12 protein-coding genes are annotated in these 15,699 nt (G+C 49.9%); 7 read left to right on the plus strand and 5 right to left on the minus strand.

Annotated elements, in window-relative coordinates:
• Together L3J94_11600 and L3J94_11605 are read right to left on the minus strand one after the other, a co-directional pair.
• The coding region (locus L3J94_11600; protein MCF6219372.1) for a hypothetical protein at positions 1-1,678 on the minus strand (1,678 nt) is incomplete at its 3' end.
• A gap of 653 nt (positions 1,679-2,331) precedes the next feature.
• Complete coding sequence (locus L3J94_11605; protein MCF6219373.1) at positions 2,332-2,916, minus strand: PEP-CTERM sorting domain-containing protein; 585 nt, start codon at positions 2,914-2,916, stop codon at positions 2,332-2,334.
• Positions 2,917-3,535: 619 nt separating this feature from the next.
• Between L3J94_11605 and L3J94_11610 the strand changes: the two genes are divergently transcribed.
• Positions 3,536-4,837, plus strand: coding sequence for a M18 family aminopeptidase (locus tag L3J94_11610; GenBank protein MCF6219374.1), 1,302 nt, complete (start codon positions 3,536-3,538; stop codon positions 4,835-4,837).
• Positions 4,838-4,848: 11 nt separating this feature from the next.
• Here the strand turns inward: L3J94_11610 and L3J94_11615 are convergent, their stop codons facing one another.
• Together L3J94_11615 and L3J94_11620 are read right to left on the minus strand one after the other, a co-directional pair.
• Positions 4,849-5,343, minus strand: coding sequence for a hypothetical protein (locus L3J94_11615; protein MCF6219375.1), 495 nt, complete (start codon positions 5,341-5,343; stop codon positions 4,849-4,851).
• Between the two features lie 3 nt (positions 5,344-5,346).
• Positions 5,347-6,075, minus strand: a complete 729-nt coding sequence (locus tag L3J94_11620; protein ID MCF6219376.1) for a DUF445 domain-containing protein — start codon at positions 6,073-6,075, stop codon at positions 5,347-5,349.
• A gap of 141 nt (positions 6,076-6,216) precedes the next feature.
• Between L3J94_11620 and pgl the strand changes: the two genes are divergently transcribed.
• From pgl to L3J94_11645, 5 genes are all read left to right on the plus strand, one after another.
• Positions 6,217-6,960 (plus strand): 6-phosphogluconolactonase, encoded by a 744-nt coding sequence (gene pgl, locus L3J94_11625; GenBank protein MCF6219377.1) that lies wholly within the window; start codon positions 6,217-6,219, stop codon positions 6,958-6,960.
• A complete protein-coding gene (gene glk / locus L3J94_11630) occupies positions 6,957-7,931 on the plus strand; it encodes a glucokinase (protein ID MCF6219378.1) in 975 nt (324 codons plus the stop codon). Before pgl ends, glk begins: the two co-directional genes overlap by 4 nt.
• A 271-nt stretch (positions 7,932-8,202) precedes the next feature.
• Positions 8,203-11,718, plus strand: a complete 3,516-nt coding sequence (locus L3J94_11635; GenBank protein MCF6219379.1) for an acyl-CoA dehydratase activase-related protein — start codon at positions 8,203-8,205, stop codon at positions 11,716-11,718.
• The gene (locus L3J94_11640; protein ID MCF6219380.1) at positions 11,705-13,216 is read left to right on the plus strand and encodes a 2-hydroxyglutaryl-CoA dehydratase; all 1,512 of its coding nucleotides are present in this window, start codon (positions 11,705-11,707) and stop codon (positions 13,214-13,216) included. Before L3J94_11635 ends, L3J94_11640 begins: the two co-directional genes overlap by 14 nt.
• A gap of 20 nt (positions 13,217-13,236) precedes the next feature.
• Positions 13,237-13,788 carry a transposase gene (locus tag L3J94_11645; GenBank protein MCF6219381.1) on the plus strand — a complete coding sequence of 184 codons (552 nt, stop codon included), beginning with the start codon at positions 13,237-13,239 and terminating at the stop codon, positions 13,786-13,788.
• A gap of 37 nt (positions 13,789-13,825) precedes the next feature.
• On the opposite strand, the gene lgt is transcribed toward L3J94_11645, so the two are convergent.
• Entirely contained in the window at positions 13,826-14,629 is an 804-nt protein-coding gene (lgt, locus tag L3J94_11650; protein ID MCF6219382.1) for a prolipoprotein diacylglyceryl transferase, read from the minus strand.
• A 186-nt stretch (positions 14,630-14,815) separates the two neighbouring features.
• Between lgt and L3J94_11655 the strand changes: the two genes are divergently transcribed.
• Positions 14,816-15,118, plus strand: coding sequence for a DUF3817 domain-containing protein (locus L3J94_11655; protein MCF6219383.1), 303 nt, complete (start codon positions 14,816-14,818; stop codon positions 15,116-15,118).
• Positions 15,119-15,699 lie beyond the last annotated feature (581 nt).

Genomic DNA, 15,699 nt, shown 5'->3' on the forward strand with positions numbered 1-15,699 from the left:
CGCCATCGGCAAAGGTGAGTGATACCCAATTGATACGCTCGAAATCTTGATTTGAAGTTGCTGTTGCATCTTGTGTCCGCCAGTTGACGCTGACGGCACCATCACTACCGCCTACACGGTTAATGGTGATTGATACGGAACCGCCACTCTCACTAACTGAGTAGCTAGCAGCGCCAAACTCAAAGCGACCTGGCTGTGTGGGCGGGGCACTGTCATCATTGGTAATGGTAACCGCAGTGGTTGTCAGTACACCGAGTGACGCACCACCGGCTGGATTGCCCAGCTCAATATTGAAGCGTTCATCAGCTTCTACCGCATCATCATTTACGATGGTGATCGTCTCAACTCGAGAGGTTTCGCCATCGGCAAAGGTGAGTGATACCCAATTGATACGCTCGAAATCTTGATTTGAAGTTGCTGTTGCATCTTGTGTCCGCCAGTTGACGCTGACGGCACCATCACTACCGCCTACACGGTTAATGGTAATTGAAACAGTACCCCCATTCTCGTTAACCGAGTAGCTAGCAGCGCCAAACTCAAAGCGACCTGGCTCGTTGGGTCTGGTCTCTAAATTAACCGCGCTATTCATGGTATCCAGCTCAGCTTCTGTCTCCGATGCGGCTTGTTGGATTATATTTGCAAACGCTCCGCTAATTTCAAGAGGGAATAAGCGGACGAATTCGCTGGGCTGTTGATCCCCAGACAGTGTAGAAAGTTGATTAATAATATTTTCCAGTGCGGGCAAAGGGGCGAGTGATTCGGCTGAATTGGCCAATGCTTTAATTTGCGCAAGCATTTCAGCGGTAACCATTACATTGCCTGTGAGCTGGGTTGCACGGGGGCGGGTTGCTATGATTGCCGCATCCATTGCCGCTGTGGCGACCACATTATTAACAACGAGGCGATTGGCGGCTGCTTCCAGTAGCACCTGGCCAGATACAAAGCTGGCAAGTGCAGCGATACGTTTGCTGGCGTTTGCAGCGCCCAGACCATCAAGCTTGCCATCAACCAAGTCGGCGGCAAGTGCATCAACAACATCATCGCCTGTGACATTAGTTCCAGCCGCAATCAGCGTATCCCGTATGCGTCGAACCATTTCGCCTAGAATTTCACTCGACTTACTGATGTTAGCCGCATTGTCCGCCGTAATTGGAGTCTCGATGGGGTCAATCCGGGGGTCGAGCCCAAAAGAAAATATGTGCAGCACAGTCTCTTGTGCGCTAGAGATGTTTTCGCTGTTAATCCCGTCCGGCAAATACTGTGCGGTTCGGGTAATGAGTGTGGAGTGCGGGTTGATGTTGGAAATACGCTGCTGTGTGTGGCTAACGACAACGGAGTACAGTGTGAAATCAGGCGCGCCATTGGTCACTAGATCAATGCCCCCGGTCGCTTTGATAACCAACGGAAATTGACTCGTGCTTAGCTCCAAACTGGCTTGGTAGGTGGCACTTCCATCACTGGTGGCCTGATTTTCGTTAAGGCCATTGGTCCCTTCAAACGTAATGGTCGCGCCAGTAATGGGGCCATCACCAACACTACCACTGAGATCCATGAAGACCGTTTCAGTACTGTCATCTTGAGGTACACTTGAGCCGCTATCTTCACCACTACACGCTGCCAATAGAGACAGGGTTAATGCGGAGAGTATAAACTTAGCCAGTATTTTTGAATAAATCATCGTTTGTCACCTGTATGCCTGTTTCGCATCTATAGCATATGCGATTAACTGGGTTGTAAGTGCTCTGCATGAAGTATGTAAAGCAGGTTTTGCTACTGAACAGGTCAGCGTCATGTGGCTCACTATACTCGAGCTGCAGACACTCAAACTTTGATGCACCGCACGCTTTTAGCGGTGAATGTCGAGACATGATGGAAATATGAGGGCTGGGTCACGTTGCTGTTCCTCGGTGTATCTGTTTTATACTGGAGCGCCCCTGAGACTGCCATAAATAGTAGGGGTATCCCACTCTTTTTACCCCTTAGATTCAACCAATAAGTGCATAACTTGAGCAGAGTAGAAAAAAGAGGCACCTGGGTTCGTTCGAAATGGCTAACTGAACACGGCTACTGAAAAACGGTCTTTGACTGAGTTAATTAGTCGCGCGCATAGTGGCGGTCAGTAATTAAAAGTTGAAAGAGCGGGGGGTAGCGGTTCTTGGAGCTCGAGTAAAATTTTACCTGGGGGTTTGGGGGGGGGCTATTGCGAATAAGTTGTGGTGTTTTTAGTGCTGGCGAGGGTTGCTGGGTGGTGATTTATTTTGGGGAGTAGGCGTTGGTAATAAAAAACCCCACGGTAAAGTGGGGTTTTCTGGGCGATAAGTGTAAGTAGACTTACGACTTACGGCGGCGACGAGTCGCAACACCAGCCATAAGAAGACCTAGGCCTAACATGGCAACCATGCCTGGCTCTGGAACATCAACAGTCAGGTATTTAATTCTGAAACCATTGTCGCTCATGCCAGCAAAGTTGAAGGTGGTTGCGGACCAGTTGTCGAAGGTTATAGAGTTGAAGTATGACTGGCCATTACCCGCTGCCCATTGGTTGGTAAACGTGTAATTATCAAGCAGTACTCCATCGCCATATAGTGCGAAGTCAGCACTTGTCATTGCGCTAGCCGACTCAAATACAAGGCCGCTTAGCAGTGATACTGCGTTAGGTGTGAAGGTGAATGAAATACTCTCATTTGACGAAGTCAATGCGTCTGAGCCAACACCAATGCCTTGGCGTGTATTGTAAAGGTCACCAGTTCCTGTTACAGCAACCGTAGTTCCCATTTGAGTTTGTGTGAAGCCTGTTGCATTGTAAATTCCAGGTACGTTAGTATCAAAATTAAACGTCATAGGTGCTGCAGATGCTGTGCCTACTGTGCCCAGTAGGCCGATGAGTGCAACGGGTAGTAGTTGTTTGATGTTCATTAGTTACTTTCTCCATATTAATTTTTGTTGAGCAATCAGTTGTATGCTTTTTTCGTGCCATATTTAAAATTCTCTTTAAAAACAAGGGAGTGATTTTATTTTTTTGTGGGGTGGCTCACGATTTGTAATAAATTCCGACACTTTTAATGGAAGGTAGATTACAACTAAGTGGTGTATAGCCGCTTGACTCTAGCGATGAGCGTCTAGACTAAGCGCTTCGTCGAATCCACTTGGTTGTGTCCAGCACACCTTCGCACATTACGCCTTATAACTTCTTTTTTGTCCCATGCGAAATACCTCAATGTTGGACTCTTAATTGTCTTTCACTATGTGTCCTGCTCTAATTAGACCACTGCAGAGCCTCTGAGGGTTGCGGAAGCAGCGAGGCAAGTGAGCTATCGTGAATTGCTTCGAGGCAATCTGGAGCCAGGGCTAGTTGATGAGGCACGGCAAGCAACGAATGGAAGTTCCGTTTTGGGATAGCCGGTTTAAAGCGGGTAGGTCTTTGAAGAAAAGTAAATAAACGTGGTCTCTAGAAGAATCAGCTTACTAACAACTGCTCCCCCTCGTGCAAAGGTCTCTATGTACTTATTGATTGAATCTAAGAAAGGATTTACTCGTGGATAAAGATACCTTTAATAAGGGGCTGTTCTCATTTGTTGGCGGGGCACCGACTCCGTTTCATGCCACTCTCGGTATGTTGGATCTATTGGTGGATGCTGGGTTTTTGCGGCTGTATGAGGCCGATGCCTGGCAGTTTGGTGAGCCGGGGAGGTATGTCGTCGTTCGTAATGACTCATCGTTGATTGCCTTTATTATCGGTGAGGAGGATCTGCTGAAAGATGGTTTCCGGATGTTGGGTGCTCACACCGACAGCCCCTGTTTAAAGGTAAAGCCGCAACCGGATAAAGTAGTAAAAGGCTATTATCAGTTGGGTGTGGAGGTGTATGGGAGTGCATTGCTGAATCCGTGGTTTGACCGTGACTTGTCACTGGCAGGCAGGGTGAGCTACCTGAGCAAAGCGGGGAGTATTGAGCACGCTATTATTGACTTCAAACAGCCGATTGCGGTGATACCTAGCTTGGCAATTCATCTTGATCGCACGGCGAATAAAGAGCGCACCATTAATGCACAGCTGCACCTGCCTCCTTTGGTTGCTCAAATGGGTAGTGAGGAGAGCGATCCTTGCTTTAATGACCTGTTATTAGCGCACTTGATTGAGCAGAAAGCGTATGGCGATGTTGAGAAAGTGCTTGATCATGAACTCTACTTCTATGATACCCAGCCACCGGGCTTTGTGGGGTTGGAGCAACAATTCATCGCCAGTGCCCGGCTGGATAATCTACTGAGCTGTTATGTGGGGCTGCAAAGCTTATTGGGTGCAGGTACCCGGCACAGCAGTATGTTGATTTGTACCGACCACGAAGAGGTGGGAAGCGCCTCTTGTTGTGGCGCACAAGGGCCTTTTCTGCGCTCGGTTCTGGAGCGTGTTTGTGGTGATAACGAGACGTTGACGCGCATCATGGATCGTTCAGTGCTGATCTCGGCTGATAATGCTCACGGTATTCACCCTAACTATGTTGATAAACATGATGAGAATCATGGGCCACTGCTCAACCGGGGGCCAGTGATAAAAATCAACGCCAATCAGCGCTATGCCACTAGCAGCGCAACCTCGGCGTTGATACGCTTGCTGGCTGAGCAGGCTGGGGTACCACTGCAGTCGTTTGTCACCCGCACTGACATGGGCTGCGGTAGCACCATTGGGCCGGTTATCAGCGCAGAAATGGGGGTGAAAACATTGGATATTGGGGTGCCTACCTTTGCCATGCACTCTATTCGTGAGTTGGCGGGGAGCGATGACGGGTTTATGCTCAAGCAACTGACGGATGCTTTTTTTCAGAGTGATACTCGATTGTGACGAGAGTTACTTTAGGATGAGTGACGACCCATCTGTTCGATTAAAAATGCCTTTGCCGCATTGAGTTGCTGCGCTTGTTGGTCGCTACCGCCTCGGTCAGGATGGGCTTTGCTCATTAAGGTGCGGTGAGCTGCGATCACCTCTTCGCGGCTAGCCCCCGGCTTGGGCTTGAGTGTGGCGTAGGCGGTCTCGGCACTCATACCGCCACGGTTGGGTTTGGCGGCGGGTGCATCTTGCCCGTTTTGTTGCTGCTTGCGAGCCTTTAACCAGCGAAAAATACGCCAGCCACTCCATATTCGCTGGATAATGGGATAGGCGGCAACGGCGGCGGCAAACAGCCAGCTTAATTTTCCGCTAACAACCAGAAACAGAACCAGTGCCAGCACAAGGGTAAAGATGACAACCTGAATGGCACGTTTAGCATCATCCACCTTGGCGCGGGCAAACCAGCGCAGGCCAAAATAGAGCGCAATCAAGAGTGGAATAATCAGAAAAATGCGGGTCATTATCTATACTACATCCGTAGTGAGGCTGAATAACAGGCCGATCAAACCACCAAATACCCCGCCCCAAACCACCAGCCAGCCAAGGTGTTCGCGAATAATGCGTTGTACAATCTCTTTTACTTGTTGGGGGCTCAATTCATCCAGACGTTGATCAACAATACGCTCAATGCTGCGGGTAATATCATTCCCCAGTTGTTGGTTGTTCAGGCTGGCGTGCAGCACTGTGTGAAAAGTTTCACTCTGGGTGATCGTGCGCAGCGACTCTTGAAGCTTTAGGGTTACGGGCTCTTTTAAACTATCCAGCGACGATGCACCGCCCATCATCCCCAGCATACTGCCGAAAGAGGAGTTCATGATGGCATCCACCAGGTTATCAAAAATATGATCGTAATCGACCACCTTTAGCAGAGGCTCCAGGTCGAGTAGCTGCTTGTTATTTGACTCCTCCTGGGCGATAAAGCGCTGGATATTCTCTGGGGTGAAAAACTGCTCCATGATGGTCTGCTTAATCACCTGCTTAAACTCCATGAAACGGTTGGGTATAACACCGGAGCCGTATAAGAGTGGTATCTTCTCAAAGAGCATATAAATAGCTAGCCAGTTAGTCAGCGCCCCTGAGAGTGCAAAAATGCCAATAGCGAGAATGTATTCTCCATACAGCGGGGCGTAAATACCGGTGATAATCAGAGCGATCGCTACGATATTGGTGAGCAGGCTTTTATTGATGTGCATATAAACAGGCCGTCGTGAGATAGAAAAGATTAAACAATCCGCTGATTCTACCGAAATTTCTTCAAGGGTACGAGGCTACTTGTTAGTCCGGTTCCTGAAAGCAATAAGTAAGTACTCTTTGAATGGCAGTGGAGCAGCTGAATGGGAACGATGATTCACGTATTGAGCGATGTGGAAGCGGTTAGTCTGGCGGCAGCTGAACTAGTGGTGTTGGCAGCGAACCAGGCCATTGAAATTCAAGGTGCTTTCTATATCGCACTCTCTGGCGGCGGGACACCCAAACGGCTCTACCAACACTTGGCCAGCGATGCGTATAAGCAGCAAATTGATTGGCAGAAAGTGCATATCTATTTTGGTGATGAGCGCACTGTCTCCCCTGAGCACCCCGAGAGCAACTACCGCATGGCGAGAGAAGCCTTCCTTGATAAGTTAGCGATCCCTGAAAGCCAGATTCACCGCATGGAGGGTGAGCGGACAGATTTAGCGCAATCAGCAGCAGATTATGCCGGGTTGTTACAGGCATTACCAATTAGCAATGGCTTACCTCAATTTGACCTGATATTGCTGGGTATGGGGGATGATGGACACACCGCGTCACTCTTCCCCGGCACCGCAGCCCTCACTGAAAAGAAGAAAGCCGTGGTTGCACATACGGTTCCACAGATGAATACCCAGCGCATCACCTTGACTTACCCTGTCATTAATAATGCTCGTCAGGTGATGGTGCTGGTTGCGGGTGCAAATAAAGCGGCACGGCTTGAAGAGGTGTTGGTGAGTGCCCCCGAAGGGTGTTATCCAATACAGAGCGTGAAGCCTAAAGGTATTTTAAACTGGCTCCTGGATCAAGCGGCCGCCGCAAAGCTGCCTAAGCGGCTCATTGAATGAGTACGCTTGCAGGTGATATTGGAGGAACCAAGGTTCTGTTGCAAATGAGTCATGGGGGCAAAACAGTACTGGAGCAACAGTATGTAAGCGCTAACTATGCCAGCTTTGAGCAGCTGCTAACCGATTTTATGAGCCACTGCCAACACCCTGTTGCCGTGGCCTGTTTTGGTGTTGCCGGTCCGGTGGATGGCCACAGAGCCTGTGTGACCAATCTGCCATGGCAGCTGGATAGCCAACAACTGCAACAGCAATTTTCGATCCCTAGTGTGGTGTTAATTAATGACTTTCAGGCGGTGGGTTACGGTATTTCAGTATTGCCTGATGAGGCGTTTGAGACCCTTCAAACGGGTGATGAGCGGCCACAGGGTGTGCGCGCATTGATTGGCGCAGGCACTGGCTTAGGGCAGGCCTTTATGGTGTGGGGTGGAGAGCATTACCAGGTGCTGGCTACTGAGGGGGGGCATGTGGACTTTGCGCCCACCGACGAATTGCAGGTCGAATTATTGCAGTTTATGCGACTTAACGCCTATCGCACTACTTACGAGCACCTTGTGTCCGGCAATGGGTTGGTGAGTATCTTTAACTTTTTGTGTGAGCGCAACCCAGAGCTGTTATCACAGAAAATGGCACGGGCAATGGCGCAGCAGGGTGTGGCTGCGGTTATCGCCCAGTTTGCACTCGAAAGCGGCGACACATTGGCTAATCAAGCGCTTGACCTGTTTCTTAAAATTTACGCCTCCCAAGTGGGCAATCATGCACTGAATACACTTCCTTACGGTGGCTTGTATATCGCCGGAGGAATAGCCCCGAAGTTAATTGAGCGGATTAAACAGGGCGGGTTTATGGCCGCTTATAGTGATAAAGCACCGATGGCGGCATTAATGAAAAAATTCCCAATCAAGGTAGTGATGGAGCCTCGAGTGGGGCTTCTGGGTGCACAACAGGTGGCACTGCACGGCGGCACGCGCTAAGCCCCTGCTGCGTCTCCTTATCTTACACCCCCGCTCTATTCTCCTCATCCCCCGATAGAAACACGCACGCTGCACAAGCGCTTGATTCCACAGCAAAACAAAAAATAGCCGCCGAACCTGCGGGCGCGACTAATATTTTTAGTTTCACTGTGAAACCAAACTCTTACACATCATCTCGCGCCTCTATCTGGGGATTAGGGCTTTCTATTCTATTTACTCTTATCCCATAGCCCTTTACTCTACTCTTCATATAGATGAGCGGGAGTCTGCCTTGCAACAGGATCAATCTTTTCATATTGGTATCGACGTGGGTTCCACTACCGTAAAGCTGGTATTGGTGAGTGGCGATATGGATATTCGCTGGTCTGCTTACCAGCGTCATGAGGGGCAGCAAGCACTCAAGCTACTGGGATTACTGCAACAACTGGAAGATGATTTCCCGGCACTAACGCTGGATCAAGTTCCCGCCTATATTACCGGCTCAGGTGGCACGCCATTAGCAAAGCCGCTGGGTGCGCGTTTTATTCAAGAGGTGAATGCCGTTACTCTGGCGGTGGAATATCTGCACCCGGATGTGCGCAGCGTAGTGGAGCTGGGCGGCCAGGATGCCAAAATCATCCACTTTAAAGGGGCTGCTGGCAGCCCAGAGCGCCAGGTCATTACCTCAATGAACGACAAGTGCGCCTCGGGCACGGGTGCAACGCTGGATAAGTGCATGATGAAAGTCGGCATCTCCCCATCTGATGTGGCCAATATCCCCCACCTCCCCGATAAAATTCACCCGGTGGCAGCCAAGTGCGGTGTCTTTGCCGAGACGGATGTGGTGAACCTGATAAAGTCCGGTGTCCCTGCTGAAGAGATTCTCAACTCCTTGGCGGATGCCATTGTGATGCAGAACCTCTCGGTGTTGACCCGGGGGAATATTCTGCAGCCTAATGTCTTGCTACTGGGTGGCCCAAACACCTACCTCCCTTTTCTGCAAAAATGTTGGCGTACCCGTATTGTGGAGGTGTGGCACGAGCACCAACTGGTGTTACCCGATGGCCCGCTGGAGCGGCTGATTCATGTGCCGGAAAATGCGCAGTATTATGCGGCTTATGGCGCGGTGGTGTTTGGCGTGGGTGAGACGGGTGAAACGCGTTACTATGCGGGTGCAGAGGCGTTACAGGAGTACCTGCAGAATGGCGCATCAAAACTGAATCGCAGCCGGTTGCAGCAGGGGTTGTGGCAAAGCCAAGCTGAACTGAGTCAATTTCTGGATGAGTATCGCCGACTGCACTTTCAGCCTCGTCCCCTTAAATCAGGTGAGAGTGTAAATGCTTATGTTGGGATTGATGGTGGCTCCACCTCATCTAAAGCAGTACTGATGGATGAGCAGGGTGTGCTGATCAGCAAGGCTTACTTGCTCTCCAAGGGTAATCCCATCGAGGATAGCAAAGCACTCTTAATGGAGTTGAATCAGCATATTACCCGGCAGGGAGCCACCCTCAATATTAAAGGGTGTGGCGTCACCGGTTATGCGGGTGACGTGTTGCAGAAGGCGCTATCTACCGATGCTAATGTGGTGGAGACCATCGCCCATTTGCGCAGTGCCCAGCACTATTGTGGTGATGATATTGATGTAATTTGTGATATTGGTGGCCAGGATATCAAGGTGCTGTTTATGAAAAATGGAGAAATTGACCACTTCAAACTCTCCAACCAGTGTTCTGCTGGTAACGGCATGTTGCTACAGGCGATGGCGCAGCAGTTTGGTGTGCCGCTAGAAAAATTTGCCGAAGTCGCCTTCTCTGCGGAGTCTGCCCCTGAATTCAGCTACGGCTGCGCAGTGTTTCTAGACAGCGATCGGGTTAACTTTCAAAAAGAGGGTTACCGCCGCGAAGAACTCTTTGCGGGGCTATGCCAAGTGCTGCCGAAAAATATTTGGCAATATGTGGTGCAGGTGCCACGGTTGGCCGCATTCGGACGTAAATTCGTCCTACAGGGGGGCACCCAGCACAATCTGGCGGCGGTTAAGGCGCAGGTCGATTACATTAAACAGCGGGTGCCCGATGCCGAAGTGAAAGTACACCCCCACACGGGCGAGTGTGGCGCAATTGGTGCAGCACTGGAAGCGATTAAACAGGTTAAAGAAAAAGGTTACTCCGACTTTATTGGCATTCAAAACAGCCTGCAACTCAGCTTTAGCGCACAAACCAGTGAAGAGACCCGTTGCCGTTTCTGTGACAATCTCTGCTCACGCACTTTTATTGATATAGAGGTACCACAGCAACCCCAGCCGGTGCGTCACATCACCGGCTTTGCCTGCGAAAAGGGTCAGGTAGAGTCGAAAGAGCAAGTGGTGAGCCTAGCTAAGCTACGGCGTAAATTGAAGAGCGATTATCCCAACTTGGTCGATTATGAGTCACGACTGCTGTTTAGTCGTTTTTACCAAGTGACACAGCCACCCATCATCAGACCCCAGTGGTGGCAGCGCCTGAAAAAGCCGCCCAAAAGCGCAAAAGTGGTTGATCGTGATCAGCTTCGTATCGGTATTCCCCGTGTCTTGAATATCTACACCATCGCCCCTTTTATGCGTGGCTACCTGGAAGCGCTGGGTATTAAGCCGCAGCAGATCCAGTTTTCGGATCAGAGTTCGGAGCGGCTGTGGGATGAAGGGAGTCGCTATGGATCAATTGATCCCTGCTTTCCCGCTAAAGTATCATTGGCGCATATCCACAACCTGCTGAATAAACATCATCAACGAAAACCACTGCACCTGATCTGGTTTCCCGCCATTACCCAGTTGCCACAACAGAGCCCCCATAGCCGTGGCAGTAGCAGTTGCCCAGTAGTAGCGGGGACGCCCAGTGTGGCTAATGCCGCCTTTACCAAGGCTCGAGATCTATTTGCTGATGCAGGGGTAAGCTATCTCAGTGATGTGATTGATATGCAAAATGAGAGACTGCTCAAGCAGCAGCTGTTCGACACCTTTGTTGAGCCACTGGCGCTGGCACGTCATGAGAGCGATTGGGCGGTGGCGCAGGGGTTAGCCGCCATGCAACACTGTGATGCTGAGCTGCAAAAGCGAGCGGAAAAAGTTTTGCACCGTGTCAAACGAGATCATCAAGTGGTGTTACTGCTGTTGGCGCGCCCCTACCACAGCGATCCGGGGCTGAATCACGAGTTGCTGGAAGCATTCCAGGCGCTCGGTTACCCGATTCTCTCGATTAGATCACTGCCCCGTTCCAGTGCGTTTCTTCAGCGTTATTTTGGTGACGATATTGCCAGTGGCCGAATTAAGGATGTGCTGGATATTAACGATGTATGGCCAGAAAATTATGCCAGCAACAGTGCACAAAAAGTGTGGGCAGCTAAGTTTGCCGCGCGCCATAACAATATTGCCGTGATCGATCTATCCAGCTTTAAATGCGGGCATGACGCACCCAGTTATGGGTTGATCGAACGCATTATCAATAACAGCAACACCCCTTACTTTGCACTGCATGATATTGATGCTAACAAACCGAGTGGCTCCATCAATATTCGTATTCGCACCTTTGCCCACACCCTGGAAAATTATTGTCGTCAATTAGAGCAGCAAGCGGCACAAGAAGCCAAGCTGACAAAACGGGTTTTTCATAAGCGCCAGCAGCTGGCGACACCCGCACCATCCGATCTGGCGCACGATCACTTCAATGAAGATCTGGAGAGTGAGAAAAATAGATTGATTGCCCGTGCAGCTCTTCAGCCCGAAGAGCAAAAAACGCCGCTTAATAATAGAGAGAGAGAGCATGGAAAGCAGTAAAATTGAGCAGCAGCTGCAACAATATGAAGCGCAACAAAGCGAACAATTGGGGCTTTCTCAAAAGCCTGTTCATTGGCACGATGCTGGGCTTCAATCGATAATCCCCTTTGATAAGCGCCGCGATACGGTACTGTTTGGTGGCCTGACAAACGCCCACGACCAACTCCTGCTGGCTACCCTCAAGGGGAGTGGCTACCATGCTCAGGCACTGCCAACGCCCGACAACAAAGCACTGCAATGCGGTAAAGAGTTCGGTAACCGCGGACAGTGTAATCCCACCTACTTCACCGTTGGTAGCCTGGTTCACTATTTGCAAACCCTGCGTGACCAACAGGGATTAAGCTCCCGTGAAATTGTAGAAAATTACATCTTCGTCACCGCCTCCACCTGTGGCCCCTGCCGTTTTGGCATGTATGTGACGGAGTATCGTAAGGCACTGCGAGATGCCGGGTTTGAAGGTTTCCGGGTGATGTCCTTTCAGACTGAAAAGAGTGTTAGCAACGAACCACTGGCCTTTCCACTCAGCAAGCGACTTTCCCTTGCGCTGTTACGCGCCCTGATCATCGCCGATGCTATTAATGCGCTGGGCTATCGTATGCGACCCTATGAAGTGAATGAGGGTGAAACCGATCAGGCGCAAGCAGAGAGCATTGCCCTGATCGGCCGAGCAATTGCCCAGCGCAAAGGGCTTGCAAGGGCATTAAAACAGAGCAAAAAGTGGCTTGATGGTGTCGAGTTAAACCTGTTGCAGGCCAAACCAAAAGTATCGCTGATTGGTGAGTTTTGGGCGATGACCACCGAAGGTGAAGGCAACTACCGGCTACAGCGCTTCCTTGAGAGCGAAGGTGCTGAGTGTGAAGTCCAGCCAATTGCCGCCTGGTTTCTCTACCTCATATGGGCAGAGCGTGCCCGTCATGCAGAAGAGACCCGAGCCGGGCAACATGGCCGATGGGCGGGGGGTATAAAGCAGCTTAAATTGCAGCTGGCGGCGCGCATGTTGGGTGGCTATTTCCAATATATCGCCAAAAAACTGGGCTTGGCCCACTACACACTCACCGACATGGATCAACTGGCTAAAACCAGTGAACATTACTACCCCAGCCAGCTGCGTGGTGGGGAAGGGCATATGGAAGTCGCTAAGCTGATTCAATCTTTCCGTGACAAAAAACACCACCTAGTGCTCAGCGTAAAGCCGTTCGGCTGTATGCCCTCCTCTTCTGTCTCCGACGGCATTCAACCCCTGGTGATGGCGCACTATCCCGAGGCTAACTTTCTGGCAGTAGAGACCAGTGGCGATGGGGCAGTTAATGTCTATAGCCGAGTGCAAATGGCACTGTTTCGGGCGCGTAAAAGCGCAGAAGCGGAATACCAGCAGCAGTGGCAAAAACAGCCGTTGAACGAAGCGGAATTAACCACAAAAGTAGCCACAAAACGCTACTACCCCCACCACGTGGCAGGCACTGCCGCCAATGCGATTATCACACTGGGGTCAGAGTAAAGTTCAAGGAGAAGTACATAATGGCAAGGAAGCCAAGAGTTGATATGGCAGGTCTCTGTTACCACATTACCCAACGCGGACATAACCGTTCTGCCAGCTTTTTAGACGAGCAGGATTACATATTTTATCTTACCTGTATGCAGTTGGCCGCAGAGAAATATGAAGTTGCCGTTCACGCTTATGTATTGATGGGGAATCATGTCCATCTGCTGATATCCACTCGGAATGATGGTGGCATGTCACGCTTTATGCAGCATATTGACCGTCGCTATGTGAGATATTTCAACTATCATCATGGCCGCAGTGGCACGCTATGGGGAGGGCGCTACCACTCTGAAGTGATACAGACTGATCTCTACCTGTTAGCGTGTTATCGCTATATTGAACTCAACTCAGTACGTGCGGGCATGGTTGCCAGACCAAGCGAGTACCCGTGGTCCAGTGCCCGCTGTCACGGTTTGGCAGAGAATAACCCCTACCTACAGCACCACCCGCTTTATGAGGCTCTTGGCACCAGCCCGGAGTTGCGTTGCCAAAACTATCGCAAACTATTCAGAGCGGGGTCAGAGTAAAAAACAGGCTATTTTTTACTCTGACCCCAGTGTGGGGTTATGTTTTTTTGGCTTTCTGTTTGCCTGCTCGCCAGTAGGCCCAAGCCATTAATGCGCTGCCTGCGGCAACCATCGGCAGGGAGAGTAGCATTCCCATGGTTAGCCACTCGAAGGCGATAAAACCGAGGTGGACATCGGGCTGGCGGAAAAACTCTATTGAGAAGCGGAAGCTGCCGTAACCGGCTAAAAATAGTCCGGAGGCGGCTGCCATGGGGCGTGGTTTTTTGGTGTATATCCAGAGAATGGCAAAGAGTACCAAGCCCTCTAGTATTCCTTCATAAAGCTGTGAAGGGTGGCGCGGTAAGGGGCCGCCAGTAGGGAATATCATCCCCAGCGGCGAGTCGGTCACGCGCCCCCATAGCTCACCATTGATAAAGTTACCGGTGCGCCCGGCAAAAATACCCAGTGGTGCTAGCGGTACCAGGTAGTCGGTTACATTGAAAAAGTGCTTGTGATATTTTCGGCTGAAATAGGCCACCCCGCCCATCACGCCGATTGCGCCACCATGGAACGACATGCCCCCTTCCCAGATACGAAAAATATTGAGTGGGTTGTCGCTTAATCCCTCAAAGTCATAAAACAGTGCATACCCTATGCGGGCACCTAAAATCAGCCCGATGGCGCAGAAAAAGATCAAATCACTGACTTGCTCTTTATTCCAGCCCGAGTTGGGCTGTTTTGCCCGGAGGTTACCCAGCGCCCACGCCATGGCAAAACCGATGAGGTACATCAGCCCGTACCAGTGAATCTTCAAGGGGCCGAGATCCAAAGCAATGGGATTGATGTCGGGGTATGTGAGCATGATAAAATCTCTTGGTGTGAATAACAGCGTAAGCCTCTATTGTGCGGGTTTCACCCTATAAGGTAAATGGTAAATGCGCGGACTGTGGTGCTTTACTGTTGCAAAAAATAGTCACAAAAAATTTAAAGTTATTCGCTGGCTGCACCGAAATAAAAGCATGGTTAAGTCATGTGGTGTATCAGAAATATGAAAATTTTCCGGCTCATTAGTTTTGTGGAAGGCATCTCTTTAATTGTTTTACTGGGCGTTGCGATGCCGCTGAAATATCAGTTTGGTATCGACTCAGCGGTCTTCTATGCGGGGATTACCCATGGCACCCTGTTTCTTATCTATATGGTGGCATCACTCTCGATCAGCCATCAGCAGGGGTGGTCGATTATCAAATGGTTGGCAATCTTTCTAGCGGGTATTTTTCCCTTTGGTTTTTTAATTGTCGATAGCGTATTGAAACAACCCTCCTCCTTCGCTGCTGCGGTTGAAAATAGTTAATTATACTTTCACCCGCAATTTAAAAAGAGCACATTCAGGTTTACTTGTCGGTGCTAACCCCCCGTCTTTACACATAAAATTTAGTTTTCCACAAAGCCTGTGGATAACTTTGTGGATAGATTGTGTGAAGGCCCCTTAAAAGCCCGTCTTTATTACACTTTTGTTAAATTGATCAAAAAACAGACACCATAAAAATGGCAGTAAAATCATCGAGTTATGCAAGTCAACCGTGGGTTTTCAGTGGCGTACCTGCAAAATTGTTAAAAAGGGTAGACAAAAAATATTGTGTTGATAACTCGGTTTTTCTGTTGACAACGGCTACCTCATCTTGCTTAAAACAGCGTGTGAATGAGCACTTACCATGGAACCTAAATGGGTGTGAAGTTTGATTGTAATATCTTGATGTTATCGGGTCAGTGGTGAGGGTTAAATTCAAGGTTTCCACTCACTTGGCCTAGGAGGCTGTCGGACTTAGGGTGAATCTACTGCGGAAAAGCCATTCAGGCCCATTTCTCCGATCATTTTCGTTGAATATGCTCAATATTCGCCTCAAACAATCAAAAAAATGGACTCAAAATGGC

The organism is Gammaproteobacteria bacterium (genome assembly GCA_021647245.1).
In the GTDB taxonomy this organism is placed as follows: domain Bacteria; phylum Pseudomonadota; class Gammaproteobacteria; order RBG-16-57-12; family RBG-16-57-12; genus JAFLJP01.